At 62.4% G+C, this 20,292-nt stretch carries 18 protein-coding genes; 4 read left to right on the top strand and 14 right to left on the bottom strand.

Annotated elements, in window-relative coordinates; all coding sequences use genetic code 11:
- Position 1: 1 nt before the first annotated feature.
- From lpxA to rpsB, 13 genes are all read right to left on the bottom strand, one after another.
- The gene (gene lpxA / locus LK03_RS10885) at positions 2-778 is read right to left on the bottom strand and encodes an acyl-ACP--UDP-N-acetylglucosamine O-acyltransferase (protein ID WP_038412348.1); all 777 of its coding nucleotides are present in this window, start codon (positions 776-778) and stop codon (positions 2-4) included.
- Positions 775-1,215 (bottom strand): 3-hydroxyacyl-ACP dehydratase FabZ, encoded by a 441-nt coding sequence (gene fabZ / locus LK03_RS10880; RefSeq protein ID WP_028696812.1) that lies wholly within the window; start codon positions 1,213-1,215, stop codon positions 775-777. The genes lpxA and fabZ overlap by 4 nt, the downstream gene beginning before the upstream one ends.
- A 113-nt stretch (positions 1,216-1,328) precedes the next feature.
- The gene (lpxD, locus tag LK03_RS10875) at positions 1,329-2,384 is read right to left on the bottom strand and encodes a UDP-3-O-(3-hydroxymyristoyl)glucosamine N-acyltransferase (protein ID WP_038412347.1); all 1,056 of its coding nucleotides are present in this window, start codon (positions 2,382-2,384) and stop codon (positions 1,329-1,331) included.
- Position 2,385: 1 nt separating this feature from the next.
- The gene (locus LK03_RS10870; RefSeq protein WP_038412346.1) at positions 2,386-2,889 is read right to left on the bottom strand and encodes an OmpH family outer membrane protein; all 504 of its coding nucleotides are present in this window, start codon (positions 2,887-2,889) and stop codon (positions 2,386-2,388) included.
- Between the two features lie 44 nt (positions 2,890-2,933).
- The gene (bamA, locus tag LK03_RS10865; RefSeq protein WP_038412345.1) at positions 2,934-5,315 is read right to left on the bottom strand and encodes an outer membrane protein assembly factor BamA; all 2,382 of its coding nucleotides are present in this window, start codon (positions 5,313-5,315) and stop codon (positions 2,934-2,936) included.
- 72 nt (positions 5,316-5,387) lie between these two features.
- On the bottom strand, positions 5,388-6,740 hold the full coding sequence (gene rseP / locus LK03_RS10860; protein ID WP_038412343.1) for a sigma E protease regulator RseP: 1,353 nt from the start codon (positions 6,738-6,740) through the stop codon (positions 5,388-5,390).
- Positions 6,741-6,776: 36 nt separating this feature from the next.
- Positions 6,777-7,967 (bottom strand): 1-deoxy-D-xylulose-5-phosphate reductoisomerase, encoded by a 1,191-nt coding sequence (ispC, locus tag LK03_RS10855; RefSeq protein WP_038412342.1) that lies wholly within the window; start codon positions 7,965-7,967, stop codon positions 6,777-6,779.
- Complete coding sequence (locus LK03_RS10850; protein ID WP_038412341.1) at positions 7,964-8,779, bottom strand: phosphatidate cytidylyltransferase; 816 nt, start codon at positions 8,777-8,779, stop codon at positions 7,964-7,966. Before LK03_RS10850 ends, ispC begins: the two co-directional genes overlap by 4 nt.
- Positions 8,779-9,534 (bottom strand): polyprenyl diphosphate synthase, encoded by a 756-nt coding sequence (uppS, locus tag LK03_RS10845; RefSeq protein ID WP_038412340.1) that lies wholly within the window; start codon positions 9,532-9,534, stop codon positions 8,779-8,781. The genes LK03_RS10850 and uppS overlap by 1 nt, the downstream gene beginning before the upstream one ends.
- 15 nt (positions 9,535-9,549) lie before the next feature.
- Positions 9,550-10,107 (bottom strand): ribosome recycling factor, encoded by a 558-nt coding sequence (gene frr / locus LK03_RS10840; protein ID WP_028696804.1) that lies wholly within the window; start codon positions 10,105-10,107, stop codon positions 9,550-9,552.
- Positions 10,104-10,847: a UMP kinase gene (gene pyrH, locus LK03_RS10835; protein ID WP_028696803.1), complete on the bottom strand. Its 744-nt coding sequence runs from the start codon at positions 10,845-10,847 to the stop codon at positions 10,104-10,106. Before pyrH ends, frr begins: the two co-directional genes overlap by 4 nt.
- 178 nt (positions 10,848-11,025) lie before the next feature.
- Positions 11,026-11,889: a translation elongation factor Ts gene (gene tsf / locus LK03_RS10830; RefSeq protein WP_038412339.1), complete on the bottom strand. Its 864-nt coding sequence runs from the start codon at positions 11,887-11,889 to the stop codon at positions 11,026-11,028.
- 186 nt (positions 11,890-12,075) lie between these two features.
- On the bottom strand, positions 12,076-12,813 hold the full coding sequence (rpsB, locus tag LK03_RS10825) for a 30S ribosomal protein S2 (protein ID WP_027595792.1): 738 nt from the start codon (positions 12,811-12,813) through the stop codon (positions 12,076-12,078).
- 338 nt (positions 12,814-13,151) lie between these two features.
- Here rpsB and map point away from each other — a divergent pair, with 338 nt between their 5' ends.
- The 3 genes from map to dapC are packed head-to-tail and all read left to right on the top strand — an operon-like array spanning position 13,152 to position 17,893.
- Complete coding sequence (gene map, locus LK03_RS10820) at positions 13,152-13,934, top strand: type I methionyl aminopeptidase (RefSeq protein ID WP_028696801.1); 783 nt, start codon at positions 13,152-13,154, stop codon at positions 13,932-13,934.
- Between the two features lie 37 nt (positions 13,935-13,971).
- Positions 13,972-16,674, top strand: coding sequence for a [protein-PII] uridylyltransferase (locus LK03_RS10815; RefSeq protein WP_038412338.1), 2,703 nt, complete (start codon positions 13,972-13,974; stop codon positions 16,672-16,674).
- Positions 16,675-16,696: 22 nt separating this feature from the next.
- Positions 16,697-17,893: a succinyldiaminopimelate transaminase gene (gene dapC, locus LK03_RS10810; protein ID WP_038412337.1), complete on the top strand. Its 1,197-nt coding sequence runs from the start codon at positions 16,697-16,699 to the stop codon at positions 17,891-17,893.
- A 57-nt stretch (positions 17,894-17,950) separates the two neighbouring features.
- On the opposite strand, the gene LK03_RS10805 is transcribed toward dapC, so the two are convergent.
- The gene (locus LK03_RS10805) at positions 17,951-19,603 is read right to left on the bottom strand and encodes a Na+/H+ antiporter (RefSeq protein WP_038412336.1); all 1,653 of its coding nucleotides are present in this window, start codon (positions 19,601-19,603) and stop codon (positions 17,951-17,953) included.
- A 310-nt stretch (positions 19,604-19,913) separates the two neighbouring features.
- Between LK03_RS10805 and LK03_RS10800 the strand changes: the two genes are divergently transcribed.
- Positions 19,914-20,261 carry an ArsC family reductase gene (locus tag LK03_RS10800; protein ID WP_038412335.1) on the top strand — a complete coding sequence of 116 codons (348 nt, stop codon included), beginning with the start codon at positions 19,914-19,916 and terminating at the stop codon, positions 20,259-20,261.
- The last annotated feature ends 31 nt before the right edge of the window (positions 20,262-20,292 follow it).

Genomic DNA, 20,292 nt, shown 5'->3' with positions numbered 1-20,292 from the left:
ATCAGCGGGTGATGCCGCGGGCAGAGGTAACGATGGACTGACGGAACAACTCGACCTCAGGGTACTTGCCAGCCATCTCGGCCAACTCGGCCACCGCCAGCTCGACGGTCAGGCCTTGGCGGTAAACGGTCTTGTAGGCTCGGCGCAAGGCGTGGATCACTTCATTACTGAAACCGCGACGACGCATGCCTTCGAAGTTCATGCTGCGCGCTTCGGCGGGGCTGCCGAATACGGTGACGAAGGCCGGAACGTCCTTGCCAATGGCAGTACCCATGCCGGAAAACGCATGGGCGCCAATGTGGCAGTACTGATGGACCAGGGTGAATCCGGAAAGGATCGCCCAATCGCCAACGTGCACATGCCCAGCCAGAGCGGTGTTGTTCACCAGAATGCAGTGGCTGCCGATGACGCTGTCGTGGCCGATGTGGGCATACGCCATGATCAGGTTGTGATCGCCCACGGTGGTTTCAGCGCGATCCTGAATGGTGCCGCGGTGAATGGTCACGCCTTCGCGGATGACGTTATGGTCGCCGATCACCAGACGCGTCGGTTCGCCTCGATACTTGAGGTCCGGCGTGTCTTCGCCAATGGAGGAGAACTGGAAGATACGGTTGTGCTTGCCGACGCGGGTCGGCCCCTTGAGCACCACGTGCGGGCCGATGACCGTGCCCTCCCCGATCTCGACGTCAGGGCCAATGATCGACCAGGGGCCCACTTCGACACCGTCGGCCAACCTGGCCGACGGGTCGATGATGGCCCGTGGATCAATCGAATTCACAGGGAGCGTTCCGCGCAGGTGATCTGTGCCGAGCATACAGGCTTGCCATCGACCAGCGCGCGGCATTCGAACTTCCAGATCATGCTCTTGCGGCTGAGGAAGGTCGCTTCCAGCACCAGCTGATCGCCTGGCAGCACCGGCTGGCGGAAGCGCAGCTTGTCGGAGCCGACGAAGTAGTAGAGCGTGCCATCGGCCGGCTTCGCGTCAAGCATCTTGAAGCCGAGAATACCGGCGGCCTGCGCCATCGCTTCGATGATCAGCACGCCCGGCATGATCGGATGGGCCGGGAAGTGGCCATTGAAGAAGGGCTCGTTGATGCTGACATTCTTGTAGGCACGAATGCTCTGGGCCTCGTAGTCCAGATCCGTCACCCGATCCACCAACAGGAATGGGTAGCGGTGAGGCAGGTATTCGCGAATCTCGTTGATGTCCATCATTTCGGGGGGAAGCCTGTAATAAGAATAGGGAGCGTAGGCGCTGACCACACGCTCCTTTTGCCATCCAAAGAGGAGCCAGCTAGCGACGAATCAAGCTTGCTCAGAAATTGCTGTCAGCCATCAGATGCCGGCTGGCCTTCCGAGGTCACGGTATCGACTCGCTTTTCCAGCTGCTGCAGGCGCTTGGCCATGTCGTCGAGTTGACGAATACGCGCAGCACTCTTGCGCCAGTCACCCAGCGGCTGCATCGCCGTGCCGGAAGAATAGGCACCCGGCTCGGTAATCGAACGGGTCACCATGGTCATGCCGGAAACGAAGACGTTGTCGCAGACATCGATGTGACCCACCATGCCGACACCGCCGGCGATGGTGCAATGCTTGCCGATCCGCGTGCTGCCGGAGATGCCCACACAGGCCGCCATGGCCGTATGGGCGCCGACGTGCACGTTGTGGGCAATCTGGATCTGGTTGTCGAGCTTGGCGCCGTCATCGATGCGCGTATCGGACAACGCGCCGCGGTCTACTGCAGTGTTGACGCCGATTTCAACGTCATCGCCCACGGTCACACCGCCAATTTGCGCGATCTTGCGCCACACGCCTTTCTCGTTGGCGAAACCGAAGCCTTCGCCACCGATCACCGCGCCCGACTGAATCACCACGCGCTTGCCGATGGTGACATCGTGGTACAACGTGACTCGCGGCGCCAGCCAACCACCCTCGCCCACCACGCTGCGTGCACCGATGAAGCAATGCGCACCGACCGTGACGCCTGGACCGATCTGCGCACCGCTCTCGATGACCGCGAACGGTCCGATGCTGGCACTTGCATGCACCTGGGCGTCGTCTGCCACCACGGCGCTGGGATGAATACCCGCCACAGCCCTGGGTTTCGGATCGAACAGGTGCGAAATGCGCGCATAGGCCAGGTACGGATCGGCGACGATCAGCGCGTTACCGGAAAAGCCCTCGGCATCGGCGGCCTTGAGCAATACCGCGCCAGCCTGGGTAGTCTCCAGGTACTTGCGGTATTGCGGGTTGGCCAGGAAGCTCAACTGACCCGGCCCCGCTTCCTGCAAGGTGGCGAGACCGGTGATGGGCTGCGCTGCGGCGCCTTGCAGCACGGCGCCGAGCGTCTCGGCCAGTTGGCCGAGGGTCATGGGCTGGGTCATGTCAACGCGCTTGGTTCATGCGCTCGATGACCTGGCGGGTGATGTCGTACTGAGGCTTGACATCGATGACCGCGCCACGCTCGAGTACCAGATCGAAGCCGCCTTTCTTGATGACTTCTTCCACGGCACCGTCGAGTTTGGGCTTCAGGGTCTTGAGCATGTCACGGTCGGCAACGGCCTTGGCTTCGCTCAGCTCCTTGGACTGGAACTGATAGTCGCGGGCCTTTTGCTTGTATTCGAGCTCGAGACGCTCGCGCTCAGGCTGGGCCATCTTGTCACCGCCCTTGATCAGACGGTCCTGAATGCCCTTGGCGCTGCTTTCCAGGCTCTTGAGCTTGTTCAGTTGCGGACCGAATTTCTTCTCGGCGTCGACGGCATAGCGCTTGGCGGCGTCGGATTCGAGCAGGGCCATCTGGTAGTTCAGTACGGCGACTTTCATTTCGGCGAAAGCCGGGGTGGCGACCAGCGCCGCAGCCACGAGGGCCAGTTGGGTCAACTTACGCACGATGCACTCCTGAATAAACCGTTGTCGTTGGGCACGGGCCGACCTCAGAAGGTCTGGCCCAGAGAGAATTGGAACATCTGGGTGTCGGCATCGTCAGGCTTCTTGACCGGCAGCGCCAGGCTGAAGCTCAGCGGACCCAGTGCCGTGACCCACGTTACGCCCAGACCGACCGAACTGGCCATGTCGGAGAAGCCGAGCTTGGCGCATGGAACCTTCTTGCCGTCGGCCGTCACCTTGGATTCACAATTACTGTCGAAGACGTTACCCACGTCCCAGAAGACCGAAGTACGCAGGGAGCGCTGATCTTTGACGAACGGCAGAGGGAACAGAAGTTCTACGCCGCCCTGCACCAGCACGTTGCCACCGAATGGAAGTGGATCCTGATCCGGGTCGCGGATAGTGCCTGGTCGGCCGCCAGCTTCAGCACCGATACTTGGGGTACTGCGCGGACCGAGGCTGCTGTCCTTGAAACCACGTACCGAGTTGAAACCACCAGCATAGTAGTTCTCGTAGAACGGCAGGCCAGAGGTGCCGCCGAAGCCGTCGCCATAACCCAATTCAGTGTGCAGACGCAGGGTGTAGTCGGTGGTGATCGGCTTGAACAGCTGGGCGCGGTAGTCGACCTTGTAGAACGACAGATCGCTGCCCGGCAGGGTGGTTTCCAGGGTTAGGCTTTGCGAATGACCACGGGTGGCCAGCACGCCTTTGTTGAGCGTCGACTCAGACCAGCCGATCGAGCCCTTGAAGTTGAGGAAGTCTTTACCCTCTTTGTCGAGGAAATCGAAGATCTCGTTGACGGTGTACTTGCCAGTCTTGATCTCGTCCTTCTGCACGGTCAGGCCGTAGGTCAGGCGCGAGGTCTCGCTGATCGGGTAGCCGAGGCTGACGCCGGCACCCAGGCTGTCCACCGCATAGCTGGCCACGTCGACGTCGAGGTCGTCGTAGTTGGTGCTGCGGTAGAAGGCGTTGTAGCCCAGGCTGACGCCGTCATTGGTGAAGTAGGGGTCAACGAAGCCGAAGTTGTAGCGGGTCTGGTATTGCGAACGGGTCAGGCCCACGGACACCTTGTTACCGGTACCGAGGAAGTTGCTCTGACTGATCGCACCACCGAGGATCAGACCGGCGCTCTGGGCGAAACCGACGCTGGCGGTGATCGAACCGGAGGCCTGTTCTTCGACGGCGTAGTTCACGTCGACCTGGTCATCGGTGCCCGGCACCGGTGGGGTTTCGACGGTCGCCTCCTTGAAGAAGCCCAGACGCTCGAGACGGGTCTTGGACTGGTCGATCAGGTAAGTCGACGCCCAGCCACCTTCCATCTGACGCATTTCGCGGCGCAGCACTTCGTCTTCGGTCTTGGTGTTGCCACGGAAGTTGATGCGGTTGACGTAGGCACGCTTGCCCGGATCGACCACGAACATGATGTCGACGGTATGGTCTTCATCGTGCGGCTGAGGGACACCGTTGACGTTGGCGAAGGTATAGCCTTCGTTACCCAGACGACGGGTGATCAGATCGGACGTGCTGGTCATCACCTTGCGCGAGAAGACCTGGCCTGGCTGCACCAGCAGCAGCGACTTGACCTGGTCTTCCGGCACCTTGAGGTCGCCGGACAGCTTGACGTCGCGAACGGTGTACTTCTCGCCTTCATTGATGTTGACGGTGATGTACACGTGCTTCTTGTCTGGCGTGATGGACACCTGGGTCGAGGCGATGTCCATGTTGATGTAGCCGCGGTCCAGGTAGTAGGAGCGCAGACGCTCGAGGTCACCGGAGAGTTTTTCGCGGGCGTACTTGTCGTCGTTCTTGAAGAACGACAGCCAGTTGGTGGTCTTGAGTTCGAACAGGCTGCTCAGCTCGTCGTCGTCGAACACGGTGTTGCCGACCACGTTGATGTGCTGAATGGCAGCGACGGTGCCTTCGTTGATCTTGATCTTCAGGCCGACGCGGTTGCGCGGCTCTGGCACCACTTCGGCATCGACCTCGGCCGAATAGCGACCCTGGGCCACGTACTGACGTTGCAGCTCGTTCCGTACGCCCTCAAGGGTCGCGCGCTGGAAGATCTCGCCTTCGGCCAGGCCCGACTGTTTGAGACCTTTCATCAGGTCGTCGGTGCTGATGGCCTTGTTGCCTTCGATCTCGATGCTCGACACCGACGGGCGCTCGACCACGTTGATGATCAGGACATTGCCGTCGCGGTCCAGCTCGATGTCCTGGAAGAAGCCGGTCTTGAACAGCGAGCGGGTCGATTCGACCAGACGCCGATCGTCCGCCTGATCGCCGACATTGAGCGGCAACGCGCCAAACACGCTGCCCGCGGACACCCGCTGCAGGCCGTTGACACGAATATCGGAGATAGTGAAGGACTCGGCGTGAACTTCAGTGGTCATCAGTGCGCAAAGCACCGCAGTTAGCAGCAGACGTTTCATGAAGTCCTTTTATTCCAACTGGCAATAAACAACCTGCCGCACAGGGCGGCAGGTTCGCAATTGAGCTAAGCGTTAAAGTCGACCCAGATCGTTGATCAACGCGAGCAACATCACGCCGATGACCAGACTGATACCGATCTGAGCCCCCCAACCTTGCACCCGATCAGATAGCGGACGACCGCGCGCCCACTCGATCAGATAGAACAGCAAATGCCCCCCATCCAGTACAGGAATGGGCAGCAGGTTCAGAACCCCCAGGCTAATGCTCAGGTAGGCGAGGAAGTTCAGAAAATCTCCCAAGCCGGACTGGGCCGAAGCGCCCGCCACTTTAGCAATGGTTATCGGTCCGCTCAAGTTTTTTACCGAGAGCTCTCCGAACAACATTTTCTTCAGCGATTCGAGGGTCAGGACGCTCATGTTCCAGGTCCGTGCGAGCCCTTCGGCGAAGCCGTCAAGCGGGCCATAGCTGACTTCACGGACCATGTTGGCAGGCCATTCACCGGCTTTCACCCCAGCCCCGAGATAACCGCCAGCGCTGGCGCCCCCCCCTCTATGACCCAGGGTGACCGGCAGTTCCATGAGCTTGCCTTCACGCTCGATGCGCAGTTGCACCTTGCTGTCAGCACGCCCGCGCACGGCGTCGACGACCTGCTGCCAGTCGGTCAACGCGGCGTCATCCAGCGCAAGCAGACGGTCGCCACTTTTCAGCCCGGCGGCCGCAGCCGGCCCCTTGGGATCGAGCTCGGCCAGCACCGGCGCGATCTGCGGACGCCACGGGCGCAGGCCCAGGGACTGGATCGGGTCTGGCTCATCGGCGCCCTTGAGCCAGTGTTCGAGGCTGACCTCATGACTGCGCTCAACGCTCGCGCCTTCATCCTGTACACCGATGCGCAGCGTTCCGCTTTCACCCAGACGGCGCACCAATTGCAGGTTTACCGCAGACCAACCGTTGGTCGGTTTGCCATCGATGGAGACGATTTCCTGGCCCACGGCGAGGCCCGCCTGGGCGGCCAGGCTGTCGGGCTCGACCGCGCCGATCACGGGCCGAATCTGCTGACTGCCGAGCATGGCCACCAGCCAGAAGAACACGATCGCCAGGAGGAAGTTGGCGATTGGTCCGGCCGCGACGATGGCGATGCGCTGGCGCACCGATTTGCGATTGAAGGACTGCTCGGCCAATGCCGGCGGTACGTCGCCTTCACGCTCGTCGAGCATCTTCACGTAGCCGCCGAGCGGAATGGCCGCGACCACGAACTCGGTGCCGTGGCGGTCATGCCAGCGGATCAGCGGCGTACCGAAGCCCACCGAAAAACGCAGCACCTTGACGCCGCAACGACGCGCCACCCAGAAGTGACCGAATTCATGGAAGGTGACCAGCACCCCGAGCGCGATCAACGTGCCGACAATCATGTAAAACGCAGACATAGATCTCTCCGAAAAACCGTGTTCGCCGACGACCGGCTAGCGGTCGTGGCGACTCAGCCACTCGCCTGCCAGCTGACGGGCACGCTGGTCGGCCGAGAACACCGCGTCGAGTGACGCGACCGGCACCACCGGCTGCTGATCGAGAACGCGCTCGATCATACTCGCGATTTCCGGGAAGCGGATACGGCCGGCCAGAAACGCCTCCACAGCGACCTCGTTGGCAGCGTTGAGCACCGCCGGTGCGCTGTCGCCCGCCTCGGCCGCCTGCCGAGCGATGCGCAAACAGGGGAAACGCTGTTCATCGGGGGCTTCGAAGTCCAGCCGGGCGATGGCGAACAGGTCGAGCGGCGCCACCCCGGAATCGATGCGCCGTGGCCAGGCCAGGGCGTTGGCGATGGGGGTGCGCATATCCGGGTTGCCCAGTTGCGCCAGCACCGACCCATCGACGTAGTCGACCAGCGAATGAATGACGCTCTGCGGGTGCACCACCACCTCGACCTTGGACGGGGCTGCGTCGAACAACCAGCAGGCCTCGATCAACTCCAGCCCCTTGTTCATCATGCTCGCCGAATCGACCGAGATCTTGCGCCCCATCGACCAGTTGGGGTGCGCGCAGGCCTGCTCAGGGGTGACCTCAGCCAACTGCGCCAACGGCGTCTGCCGGAATGGCCCACCGGATGCGGTGAGCAGAATGCGCCGCACGCCGACCGCCTCCAGGCCACGGGCATAGTCGCCAGGCAGACACTGGAAGATCGCATTGTGCTCGCTGTCGATGGGCAACAGCACCGCGCCACTGTGGCGTACGGCGTCCATGAACAGCGCGCCCGACATGACCAGCGCTTCCTTGTTGGCCAGCAAGACCTTCTTGCCCGCCTCGACAGCGGCCAGGGTCGGCTTGAGGCCTGCAGCGCCCACGATGGCCGCCATCACCACATCGACCTCGGCAGCGCTGGCGATCGCGCTCAGGCCCGCCTCGCCTTCCAGCACCTCGGTGCTGCAACCGTGCTCGCGCAGGCCGGCACGCAGTTGCGCGGCAGCAGCGGCAGTGGGAACGGCAGCAAAACGCGGGCGGTGACGCACACACAGTGCGAGCAATTGCTCAAGGCGCGAAAAGCCACTGAGCGCGAAGACCTGATACTGCTCTGCATGACGACCGATGACATCGAGGGTGCTCAAGCCGATCGAGCCAGTGGCGCCGAGCACGGTGACCTGTTGCATACGACTCACATGACACCCCATTCGGCGGCCCACAGCAGTACCGCGAACATTGGTATCGCAGCGGTCAGGCTGTCGATTCGATCCAGCACACCGCCATGGCCCGGCAGCAGGTTACTGCTGTCCTTGATGCCTTCGCGGCGCTTGAACATGCTTTCGGTGAGGTCACCCACTACCGAGGCCATCACCACCACCACCGCGCCGAGCAACCCGAGCAGCAGGCTGCCAATGCTCCAGTCGCGGTACAGGGCGACACCCAAGGTAATGAGCAGACTGACGGCCAGACCGCCATAGACCCCTTCCCAGCTCTTGCCAGGGCTGACTTGCGGCGCCAGCTTGCGCTTGCCGAAGGCCCGCCCGGAGAAGTACGCACCGATGTCGGCTGCCCACACCAGCAGCATCACCGCCAGGATCAGCCAGTTGCCTTCAGGCCAATGCTTGAGCAGCAGCAAGCCCTGCCAGGCCGGCAGCAACACCAGCAGACCGATCAGCAAACGGCACGCGGCACTGACCCACAGCTCGCTGCTGCGCGGGTAGGTCAGCACCAGCCAGGTGGCCAGGGCCCACCAGATCACCGACGCGCCCAGTACCCAGGGCGCGAGGTCCTGCATGAGGTACAGCAGCATCAAGGCCCCTGCCACCACTGCGGCATAGGCGATGCGCAGCGGCTGCGCGACCAGACCGGCCAGGCGCGCCCATTCCCAGGCGCCGAGGGTGACCACCAGCCCGATGAACAGGGCAAAGGCCGCGCCGTCGAGCAGGAAGAAGCCGCACAGGGCGACTGGCAGCAGGATCAAGGCAGTGATGATGCGTTGCTTAAGCATTAGGCGCGGGCTCCAGCTTCGACCTGCTCGCTGGTCTTACCGAAGCGGCGCTGGCGCGAGGCGAAATCGGCCAGCGCACTGCGCATGGCCTCGTGTTTGAAGTCCGGCCAGTACAGGTCGGAGAAGTACAGCTCGGCGTAAGCCAGCTGCCAGAGCAGGAAATTGCTGATGCGATGCTCGCCGCCGGTGCGGATGCACAGATCGGGCAGCGGCTGATCGCCAGTGGACAGGCAGGTCTGCAGCAGATCGGGGGTGATGTCGTCGGGGCGCAAATGCCCGGCCTGCACTTCGCGCGCGAGCCGCTGCGCCGCCTGGGCGATGTCCCACTGCCCGCCATAGTTGGCAGCCACTTGCAGGATGAATCGACTGTTGCCCGCGGTCAGCGCTTCGGCTTCGCGCATGGCGGCTTGCAACTCGGGATGAAACCGCGAGCGATCCCCAATGATGCGCAGGCAGATCTTGTTCTCGTTGAGGCGCCGAGCTTCCCGGCGCAGGGCCGAGAAGAACAGTTCCATCAGCGCACCGACCTCTTCGGCCGGGCGCTGCCAGTTCTCACTGGAGAAGGCGAACAAGGTCAGCACTTCGACCTTGGCCTCGGCGCAGACCTCGATCACCGCACGGACGGCATCGACGCCGGCCTTGTGCCCGGCCACTCCCGGCAACAAGCGCTTCTTCGCCCAGCGGTTGTTGCCGTCCATGATGATCGCGACGTGTCGCGGCACCGAAGACGGTGCCGCCAGCTTGGTCTTTTCCATTGAAGAGCCTCGGCCTCAGACAGCCATGAGGTCCTTTTCCTTGGCTTTGACTGCAACCTCGATATCTGCGACGAACTTGTCGGTCAGCTTTTGAATATCATCAGCCGCACGACGCTCTTCGTCTTCGCTGATCTCTTTCTCCTTGACCAGGTCCTTGAGCTGACTCATGGCATCACGACGAATGTTGCGCACGGCGACTCGGCCATCTTCCGCCGCATCACGCGCCTGCTTGGTGAACCCTCTGCGCGTTTCTTCGGTCAGCGCAGGCATGGTGATCAACAACAGCTCGCCCAGGTTGGTGGGGTTCAGGTTGAGGCCTGCACTGCCGATGGCCTTGTCGACGGCATTGAGCATGTTGCGCTCGAACGCGACGACCTGCAGCGTGCGCGAATCCTTGACGGTGATGTTGGCCACCTGTTTGATCGGCGTATCGGCGCCGTAGTAAGGCACCATCACGCCTTCCAGAATGCTGGGGTGCGCTACACCGGTACGGATGCGGCTGAATGCGTGCTGAAGCGAATCCAGCGACTTGCTCATGCGTTCCTGAGCGTCTTTCTTGATTTCGTTGATCATGCTTGGCCTTCCTCGATCAAGGTGCCTTCGGCGCCACCTACCACTATGTTGAGTAGCGAGCCTGGCTTGTTCATGTTGAATACGCGCAATGGCATCTTGTGGTCGCGGCACAGACAGATTGCGGTCAGGTCCATGACACCGAGCTTGCGATCCAGCACTTCGTCATAAGTGAGGTGATCGAACTTCTCGGCCAATGGATCCTTGAAGGGGTCAGCGGTGTACACACCGTCGACCTTGGTCGCCTTCAGCACCACATCTGCATCGATTTCGATGCCACGCAGACAGGCTGCGGAATCGGTGGTGAAGAACGGGTTGCCGGTACCGGCGGAGAAAATTACCACATCCCCTGAGTTGAGGTGGCGAATAGCTTTGCGGCGATCGTAATGATCGGTGACACCGACCATGGAAATGGCCGACATGACCAGCGCCGGGATGTTCGAACGCTCGAGCGCGTCGCGCATGGCCAGGCCGTTCATGACCGTGGCCAGCATGCCCATGTGGTCACCGGTGACGCGATCCATGCCGGCGGCGCTCAATGCCGCACCGCGGAACAGGTTGCCGCCGCCGATCACCAGGCCGACCTGCACACCGATACCGACCAGTTGCCCCACTTCCAGGGCCATGCGATCGAGCACCTTCGGATCGATGCCGAAGTCTTCGGAGCCCATCAGGGCCTCGCCGCTAAGTTTGAGCAAAATGCGTTTATAGCGAGGTTGGCGACCACTCACCTGCTGAGCCATTGCGTGTCTCTCCTGCGGCGTTTTCTAGAAATTCGTGCGGGCCGTTGCCGGCCTGCTTACTGTAGCGCGGCGCCGTTTGGGCGCCAGCGGTGCGGGATTGGATAAACCCCTGCCCGCTTTGACAAAGAGGCTGCGCGCGTAAGCGGGCAGCCTCTTCGGGGCGACAGACGTCTCTGTCTTACTGCTTGGCAGCAGCGACCTGTGCGGCAACTTCGGCAGCGAAGTCGTCGACCGGTTTCTCGATGCCTTCGCCAACCTTGTAGTAGGTGAAGGAAACGATTTCAGCGCCGGCTTTCTTGGCCAGTTCGCCGACCTTGACTTCCGGGTTCATGACGAAGGCTTGCTCTTTGAGCGAGGCTTCGGCTTTGAACTTGGTGATGCGACCGTTGATCATGTTCTCAACGATATTTTCCGGCTTGCCGGCGATCTTGTCGGCGTTCAGTTGCAGGAAGACGCCTTTCTCGCGCTCGATGGCCTCGGCGGAGATTTCCGACGAATCCAGGAACTCGGGGTTGGACGCTGCAACGTGCATGGCGATGTTTTTCGCCAGCTCGACGTCACCGCCTTTCAGAACGACGGCAGCGCCGATCTTGTTACCGTGCAGGTAGGCGCCGACCACGTCGCCTTCGACGCGCACCAGGCGACGAATGTTGACGTTCTCGCCGCACTTGGCAACCAGGGCCTCACGAGCAGCTTCGCGCGAAGCGATCAGCGGAGCGGCATCGGTCAGCTTCTGGGCGAAGGCTTCTTCCAGGCTTTCGGCGACGAAGTTCTTGAAGTCGTCCTGCAGGGCCAGGAAGTCGGTCTGCGAGTTCACTTCCAGCAGAACGGCGACCTTACCGTCGGTCTTGACCGCGATGGCGCCTTCGGCAGCGACGTTGCCTGCCTTCTTGGCAGCCTTGATGGCGCCCGAAGCGCGCATGTCATCAATGGCTTTTTCGATATCGCCGTCAGCCTTTTCCAGGGCCTTCTTGCAATCCATCATGCCTTCGCCGGTACGCTCGCGCAGTTCTTTGACCAGCGCCGCAGTAATTGCTGCCATTTCAAAATCCTCTTGGAAAGTTTTTCAACCATTCCACCCGCTCATCACGGGCGTTCAATTCTGCTAATCCGCTGTGTTGGCTCAGCGCGCCCATGATGCGAGGGACATGCTGACAGCAGGATTTCAAGGTGGCAAAAAGGGGGCAGAGCCCCCTTTTTGCGTGCCAAGTCAGACGCGACGCGTCACTTACTCGGCAGCAGGTGCAGCCGCTTCTTCAGCGTAGACTTCGGTGCCGCCAGCAACGTTGTTGCGGCCGCGGATGATGGCGTCGGCCATCGAAGTCATGTACAGCTCGATGGCGCGGATGGCGTCGTCGTTGCCTGGGATGATGTAGTCGACACCTTCCGGGCTGCTGTTGGTATCGACAACGCCGATAACCGGGATGCCCAGCTTGTTGGCTTCGGTGATGGCGATGCGCTCGTGGTCGACATCGATCACGAACAGGGCATCAGGCAGGCCGCCCATGTCCTTGATACCACCCAGGCTGCGGTCCAGCTTTTCCAGATCACGCGAACGCATCAGGGCTTCTTTCTTGGTCAGCTTGGCGAAGGTGCCATCTTCGGCCTGGGTTTCCAGGTCGCGCAGACGCTTGATCGAAGCACGGATGGTTTTGTAGTTGGTCAGCATGCCGCCCAACCAGCGGTGGTCAACGTACGGCGAACCAGCGCGAGCAGCTTGCTCGGCAACGATCTTGCCGGCGGAACGCTTGGTGCCGACGAACATGATCTTGTTCTTGCCCTGAGCCAGACGCTCTACGAAAGCCAGAGCTTCGTTGAACATTGGCAGGGTTTTTTCCAGGTTGATGATGTGGATCTTGTTGCGCGCGCCGAAAATGTACTTACCCATTTTCGGGTTCCAGTAACGGGTCTGGTGGCCGAAGTGCACACCGGCCTTCAGCATATCGCGCATGTTGACTTGGGACATGATAGTTCCTTGATAAGTCGGGTTGGGCCTCCACGTATCCCAATGACCAACCCGAGAATCCTGAAGATTCCGGGCACCCAGGCCATCGTGTCGACACGTGTGTGGGTTTAGGCTCGCGGGGACGCCCCCGAAAGCGGCGCATGTTATACCACAGGCCTTGCACAAACGGAACACACAACCTGACGCGTCCGTCAGGGCGTTTTGCAGTGCCGACGGCAAAGCCGCAAAATACGCAACACACCAGGCCGGTTCGCGCCTGGCCCGACCAGCGCGCTGCTCTGGTAGAATCGCCCCTTTCCCGTTCGCCTGCGCCCAGCCCGCGCCGTAGAGAGCCTGTAATGACCGTCACCATCAAAACCGCAGAAGACATCGAAAAGATGCGCGTCGCTGGCCGTCTGGCCGCCGATGTGCTGGAAATGATCGAGCCGCACGTCAAGCCCGGTGTCACCACCGAAGAACTCGACCGTCTCTGCCACGACTACATCGTCAACGTGCAGCAGGCGATCCCTGCACCGCTCAACTACAAGGGCTTTCCCAAGTCCATCTGCACCTCGATCAATCACGTGGTGTGCCACGGCATTCCGGCCGACAAGCCGCTGAAGAACGGCGACACCTTGAACATCGACGTCACCGTCATCAAGGACGGCTACCACGGCGACACCAGCCGCATGTTCCACGTCGGCACTGTCGCGCCGTGGGCCGAGCGTCTGTCGCAGGTCACCCAGGAATGCCTGTACAAGGCCATCGAACTGGTCAAGCCCGGCTGCACCCTGGGCGACATTGGCGAAGTGATCCAGAAGCACGCCGAAAAGAACGGCTTCTCGGTGGTCCGCGACTTCTGCGGCCACGGCATCGGCAAGGTGTTCCATGAAGAGCCGCAGATCGTCCATTACGGCAAGGCCGGCGAAGGCATGGCGCTGCGCGAAGGCATGACCTTCACCATCGAGCCGATGATCAACCAGGGCAAGGCCGACACCAAGGTGCTCGGCGATGGCTGGACCGCCATCACCAAGGACCGCAAGCTCTCGGCGCAGTGGGAGCACACCCTGGTGGTGACCGCGACCGGCTACGAGATCTTCACCTTGCGCAAGGACGACACTATCCCTCGCACTTCCGCCTGACCCCGGCCAGGCCTTTCCAGCACAGGAACGCGATTCGATGCCCCAGGTGGACCCCGAGCTGTTCGACCGTGGCCAGTTCCAGGCGGAACTGGCGCTCAAGACAAGCCCTATCGCTGCCTTCAAGAAGGCCATTCGCCAGGCCAGCGAGGTGCTCGACCGACGCTTTCGCGAAGGCCGCGACATTCGCCGGCTGATCGAAGACCGCGCCTGGCTGGTGGACAACGTGCTGCAACAGGCCTGGCTGCAGTTCGACTGGGGTGACGCCAGCGGCATCGCCCTGGTGGCGGTCGGCGGTTATGGCCGTGGCGAACTGCATCCGCACTCCGACATCGACCTGCTGATTCTGCTTGGCGGCGCGCACCACGAGCAGTACCGCGAGGCCATCGAGCGCTTCCTGACCCTGCTGTGGGATATCGGCCTGGAAGTCGGACAAAGCGTGCGCAGCATCGACGAATGCGCCGAGCAGGCCGAGGCAGACCTCACGATCATCACCAACCTGATGGAAAGCCGCACCATCGCCGGCCCCGAGACCCTGCGCCGGCGCATGCTCGAGGCCACCAGCACCGAGCACCTGTGGCCGAGCAAAGCCTTCTTCCTGGCCAAGCGCGCCGAGCTGCAGGCCCGTCATCACAAGTACAACGACACCGAGTACAACCTCGAACCCAACGTCAAGGGCTCGCCCGGCGGGTTGCGCGATATCCAGACCGTGCTCTGGGTGGCGCGCCGTCAGTACGGCACGCTCAACCTGCACGCGCTGGCCGGTGAAGGGTTTCTGCTGGAAAGCGAGAACGAGCTGCTGGCTTCGTCACAGGCGTTTCTATGGAAGGTCCGCTACGCCCTGCACATGCTCGCCGGGCGCGCCGAAGACCGCCTGCTGTTCGATCACCAGCGCAGCGTCGCCGCGCTGCTCGGCTACAGCGACGAGAACCCCAAGCGCGCCATCGAGCAGTTCATGCAGCAGTACTACCGGGTAGTGATGAGCATCAGCCAGTTGTGCGACCTGATCATCCAGCACTTCGAGGAGGTCATCCTCGCCGACGAAGACAGTGGCACCACGCAACCGCTGAACGCACGCTTCGGCCTGCACGATGGCTATATCGAGGCCGCCCACGCCAACGTCTTCAAGCGCACCCCGTTCGCCATGCTGGAAATCTTCGTGCTGATGGCCCAGCACCCGGAAATCAAGGGCGTACGCGCCGACACCGTGCGCCTGCTGCGCGAAAGCCGGCACCTGATCGACGACAGCTTCCGCAGCGATATCCGCAACACCAGCCTGTTCATCGAACTGTTCAAGTGCGAAGTGGGCATCCACCGCAACCTGCGACGCATGAACCGCTACGGCATACTCGGTCGCTATTTGCCTGAATTCGGTTTCATCGTCGGCCAGATGCAGCACGACCTGTTCCACATCTATACGGTCGATGCGCACACGCTCAATCTCATCAAGCACCTGCGCAAGCTTAGCTACACCCCAGTGTCGGAGAAATTCCCGCTGGCCAGCAAGCTCATGGGTCGCTTGCCCAAGCCGGAGCTGATCTACCTGGCTGGCCTTTATCACGACATCGGCAAGGGCCGCCAGGGCGATCACTCCGATCTGGGCGCGATAGACGCGCAGGCCTTCGCCGAACGCCATCAACTGCCGACTTGGGACACCCGGTTGATCGTCTGGCTGGTGCAGAACCATCTGATGATGTCCACCACCGCCCAGCGCAAGGACCTCTCCGACCCGCAGGTGATCAACGACTTCGCCCTGCTGGTGGGCGACGAGACGCGGCTCGACTACCTGTATGTGCTGACCGTGGCCGACATCAACGCCACCAACCCGAGCCTGTGGAACTCCTGGCGCGCCAGCCTGCTGCGCCAGCTCTACAGCGAGACCAAGCGCGCCCTGCGCCGTGGCCTGGAAAACCCGCTCGACCGTGAAGAACTGATTCGCCAGACCCAGAGCTCGGCACTGGACATCCTGATTCGCGAAGGCACCGACCCCGATGACGTCGAGCAGTTGTGGTCGCAACTGGGCGATGACTACTTCCTGCGCCATACCGCAGCCGATGTTGCCTGGCACACCGATGCCATTCTCCAGCAACCGGCCGATGGCGGCCCGCTGGTGCTGATCAAGGAAACCACCCAGCGCGAATTCGAGGGCGGCACGCAGATCTTCATCTATGCCCCCGACCAGCACGATTTCTTCGCCGTGACGGTGGCCGCCATGGCCCAGCTCAACCTGAACATCCATGACGCGCGCATCATCACCTCGAGCAGCCAGTTCACCCTCGACACCTACATCGTGCTGGACAACGACGGCGGCTCGATCGGTGACAATCCGCAGCGCGTGCGGCAGATTCGCGACGGCCTTAGCGAAGCGCTGCGCACCCCAGAGGACTACCCGACGATCATCCAGCGCCGGGTGCCGCGTCAGCTCAAGCACTTTACCTTCGCGCCGCAGGTGACCATCCACAACGATGCCCAGCGGCCGGTGACCATCCTCGAAATCACTGCCCCCGACCGCCCGGGCCTGCTCGCACGGCTGGGGCGGATTTTCCTGGAGTTCGACCTTTCGCTGCAAAACGCCAAGATCGCCACGCTGGGCGAGCGCGTCGAAGACGTGTTCTTCGTCACCGACGCCGACAACCAGCCGCTGTCCGATCCGCAGCTGTGCCTGCGTTTGCAGGAAGCCATCATTGAGCAGTTGCAGGCCGGCCAGGCCAGCGACGCCAGCCCTGCCCGGGTGAATTTCTAACGATTGCCGAGACCTTGCGCCGATGAACCCAGCGTTGACCCAGCTACAGCCCTACCCGTTCGAGAAACTGCGTGCCCTGCTCGGCAGCGTCACGCCTGCTAACGACAAGCGCGCCATCGCCCTGTCGATCGGCGAGCCGAAACACGCATCGCCCGCGTTCGTGGCCCAGGCCATGAGCGACAACCTCGACAAGCTGGCGGTGTACCCCAGCACCCTCGGTTTGCCGGCGCTGCGCCAGGCCATTGGCCAGTGGTGCGAGCGGCGTTTCGGCGTGCCGGCTGGCTGGTTGCAGGCCGATCAGCATATCCTGCCGGTCAATGGCACCCGTGAAGCGCTGTTCGCCTTCACCCAGGCAGTGGTCGATCGCAGTGCCGATGGCCTGGTGGTCAGCCCCAACCCGTTCTATCAGATCTATGAAGGTGCAGCGCTGCTCGCTGGCGCCACGCCGCACTACCTGCCGTGCCTGGAAGACAACGGTTTCAACCCCGACTTCGAGGCAGTTCCGGCCGAGGTCTGGCAACGCTGCCAGATTCTGTTCCTGTGCTCACCGGGCAACCCCACCGGCGCGCTAGTGCCGCTGGACACTCTGAAAAAGCTGATCGCCCTGGCCGACCAGTACGATTTCGTCATCGCCGCCGACGAATGCTACAGCGAACTGTACTTCGACGAAGATGCTCCGCCGCCCGGCCTGCTCAGCGCCTGCGCCGAACTGGGTCGCAGTGATTTCAAGCGCTGCGTGGTGTTCCACAGTTTGTCCAAGCGCTCCAACCTGCCAGGCCTGCGCTCGGGCTTCGTCGCAGGCGACGCCGAGATCATCAAGCCATTTCTGCTCTACCGCACCTACCACGGCTGCGCGATGCCGGTGCAGACGCAACTGGCGAGCATCGCCGCCTGGCAGGACGAAGCCCACGTGCGCGACAACCGTGACCAGTACCGGGCCAAGTACGATGCGGTACTGGAGATTCTGCAACCGGTGATGGAGGTGCAGCGCCCCGACGGCAGTTTCTACCTGTGGGCCAAGGTGCCTGGGTGCGATGCCGACTTCACCCGTGATCTGTTCGAGGCCGAGCACGTTACCGTGGTGCCGGGTTCGTACCTGTCTCGCGAGGTCGATGGCGTCAACCCCGGTGCAGGGCGTGTGCGCATGGCGTTGGTAGCACCGTTGGCCGAGTGCATCGAGGCGGCCGAGCGCATTCGTCACTTCCTCAGCCAGCGCTAAGCAGCCCTTCGGGCCTGCTCTGCACGGCAGGCTCCGATAGCCAACGCGGACGTGCGTTCAGCCAACCGCCCCGAGGTTGGCTTCGCTCATGTCCAGCTCGCTCAAGACCTTGCGCACCACATCGTCGCCGATCAGATGCTTGCGGTGCAGGCGGTACAGCTCAAGGCGCTGCGCCCGTAATGCCTTGAGCCGCAGCCGCCGTTCGAGCAGTTCCATGTGTTCAGCCAGCGCGCGCGCCTCGTCAGTGTCATCGTAGCTTTCCAGCTCGTTGCGGTACTCGGCCATCAAGCGCCCTTTCAGCTCGGTGGCCATTGCCGCCTGCGCGGCATCCTGAGGTGCTTGGGCATCTACCACATCCTCGGCTTCCAAGGCATGGATGGCCGCCTCTGCGGTGAGCTTCCAGGCTTGCTGCACCTCACGCTGCAGGGTCTCGTCGGCGCTCTGGCTGACGCCACGCAGCAGCATCGGCAGCGACACACAGGCCGAGACCAGCGACAGCAGAATCACCCCGGCGGCGATGAAGATCAGCAGGTCGCGTTCGGGGAACGCGGTGCCTGCGCCGATCAGCAAGGGCACCGACATCACACCGGCCAGAGTCACCGCACCACGCACCCCACCAAGGGTCAGCAACCAGCAGGAGCGCGCCGTGGGCAGCAGCACCAGCTCAGGTTTGCCACGCCAGCGACGGATCACGCCGATGGCCCGCCAGATGCTTTGCACCCAGATGAAGCGCAGCAGAATCAGCACCGCAAAGATCGCCAGCACGTCGAGGCAGCGGTAGGCCAGGGTCGGCCACAAGGTCGTTTCATGGCTGACGGCTGCCTTGACGATATCCGGCAACTGCAAGCCCAGCAGCAGGAAGATCAGGCCATTGAAGGCGAACTCGAGCAGCGACCAGACGCTGCGGTTGAGCAGTCGCGTGCTGGTCTGGCGCGGCAGCAGGTCGAGCCAGCTCTGCATCATGCCCGCAGCCACCGCCGAGAGAATGCCCGAGGCGCCCAGGCGCTCGGCCAGCACATAGGCGGCGAACGGCAGCAGCAGCATGAACACCACGTGGGTGGCCGGATCGTCCCAACCGCGAGCGATCATCCATCTGCGCAGGCGCCCCACCAGCCAGCTCAGCGCCACACCCACCGCCAGGCCGCCCAAGGCCACCAGCACGAAGGTCAGGCTCGCCTCAGTGAGGGAAAACACTCCGGTGATGGCTGCGGCCAGGGCGAACTTGAACGTCACCAGGCCCGAGGCGTCGTTGAGCAGGGCCTCGCCCTGCAACATGTGCATCAAGGGCGTCGGCAGCCGCCCCTGGGTGATCGCCGAGACCGCCACCGCATCGGTCGGCGACAGCACGGCGGCCAGGGCGAAGGCCACCGGCAAGGGAATGCTGGGCAGAATCCAGTGAATGAAGTAACCGGCGCCGACCACGATGAACAGTACCAGCCCTACCGCCAACGCCACTACCGGACCTCGCAGGCGCCACAGCTCGCGCTTGGGCATGCGCCAGCCATCGACGAACAGCAGCGGCGGCAGGAACAGAAACAGAAACAGCTCCGGGTCGAGCGCCACATGCAGACCCAGCGTCGGCCAGGCCAGCAGCGCCCCCGCGGCGATCTGCACCAGCGGCAACGGAACAGGCAGCGGAATCATGCGCCCGAGCAGTTTCGACAGGCTCACCAGCGTCAGCAGGATGAGGACGGTGTAGGCGGACTGCATGGGCGGCGTTTCCTTGGGCTAGCGAGGGAGTTGCGGGTGGAAGCGGAGGCGTCGGCACCTAGGCGTACGCATCCTGACTCAGAGCCTTCAAGGGTAAAGCCCGCAGCGCCTGGCGCACTGCTGCACCTTGGTCGTAGAGGCGATACCTCCAGCGCGGCGTCGAGCACTGTAACGGACAACACGGCACAGGTGGGGTTCATGTCACGCCCCAGCCGTGGCGCTCATCGAACCATTGCCGCATAATCGCCCGACACTTTTTTCCGGAGATCGTGGAAAGCGCTGGCCTGTCCGGCACTGTCCTCAGCATTCAATGGCGTACACCCTCTACGGCATCAAAGCCTGCGACACCATGAAGAAAGCGCGCACCTGGCTCGACCAGCAGCCGGTGGCGTACAGCTTCCATGACTACAAGACCCAAGGCATCGACCGTGCCCGCCTCGAGCGCTGGTGCGACGAGCATGGCTGGCAAGTGCTGCTCAACCGTGCCGGCACCACCTTCCGCAAGCTCGACGAGGCCAGCAAGGCCGACCTCGACCAGGCCAAGGCCGTCGAGTTGATGCTTGCCCAACCTTCGATGATCAAGCGCCCGGTGCTAGACCTCGGTGACCGCACCCTGGTCGGTTTCAAACCTGAAACCTACGCCGCGGCACTGGCCTGAGCGCCACCCGCCCACCCCCTTTCGCATGAGG

This window comes from Pseudomonas cremoricolorata (assembly GCF_000759535.1).
Classification (GTDB): domain Bacteria; phylum Pseudomonadota; class Gammaproteobacteria; order Pseudomonadales; family Pseudomonadaceae; genus Aquipseudomonas; species Aquipseudomonas cremoricolorata_A.
The sequence above is the reverse complement of the archived record's forward strand: the minus strand, read 5'-3'. Positions and strand labels throughout refer to the sequence as shown.

Bases quoted from the DNA above. Each gene is read 5' to 3' on its own strand.
- pyrH (WP_028696803.1), bottom strand. From the start codon at position 10,847: ATGGCTCAGCAGGTGAGTGGTCGCCAACCTCGCTATAAACGCATTTTG.
- LK03_RS10815 (WP_038412338.1), top strand. From the start codon at position 13,972: ATGCCCCAGGTGGACCCCGAGCTGTTCGACCGTGGCCAGTTCCAGGCG.
- rpsB (WP_027595792.1), bottom strand. From the start codon at position 12,813: ATGTCCCAAGTCAACATGCGCGATATGCTGAAGGCCGGTGTGCACTTC.
- LK03_RS10850 (WP_038412341.1), bottom strand. From the start codon at position 8,779: ATGCTTAAGCAACGCATCATCACTGCCTTGATCCTGCTGCCAGTCGCC.
- dapC (WP_038412337.1), top strand. From the start codon at position 16,697: ATGAACCCAGCGTTGACCCAGCTACAGCCCTACCCGTTCGAGAAACTG.
- rseP (WP_038412343.1), bottom strand. From the start codon at position 6,740: ATGTCTGCGTTTTACATGATTGTCGGCACGTTGATCGCGCTCGGGGTG.
- bamA (WP_038412345.1), bottom strand. From the start codon at position 5,315: ATGAAACGTCTGCTGCTAACTGCGGTGCTTTGCGCACTGATGACCACT.
- uppS (WP_038412340.1), bottom strand. From the start codon at position 9,534: ATGGAAAAGACCAAGCTGGCGGCACCGTCTTCGGTGCCGCGACACGTC.
- frr (WP_028696804.1), bottom strand. From the start codon at position 10,107: ATGATCAACGAAATCAAGAAAGACGCTCAGGAACGCATGAGCAAGTCG.
- LK03_RS10800 (WP_038412335.1), top strand. From the start codon at position 19,914: ATGGCGTACACCCTCTACGGCATCAAAGCCTGCGACACCATGAAGAAA.
- lpxD (WP_038412347.1), bottom strand. From the start codon at position 2,384: ATGACCCAGCCCATGACCCTCGGCCAACTGGCCGAGACGCTCGGCGCC.
- tsf (WP_038412339.1), bottom strand. From the start codon at position 11,889: ATGGCAGCAATTACTGCGGCGCTGGTCAAAGAACTGCGCGAGCGTACC.
- map (WP_028696801.1), top strand. From the start codon at position 13,152: ATGACCGTCACCATCAAAACCGCAGAAGACATCGAAAAGATGCGCGTC.
- fabZ (WP_028696812.1), bottom strand. From the start codon at position 1,215: ATGATGGACATCAACGAGATTCGCGAATACCTGCCTCACCGCTACCCA.
- LK03_RS10805 (WP_038412336.1), bottom strand. From the start codon at position 19,603: ATGCAGTCCGCCTACACCGTCCTCATCCTGCTGACGCTGGTGAGCCTG.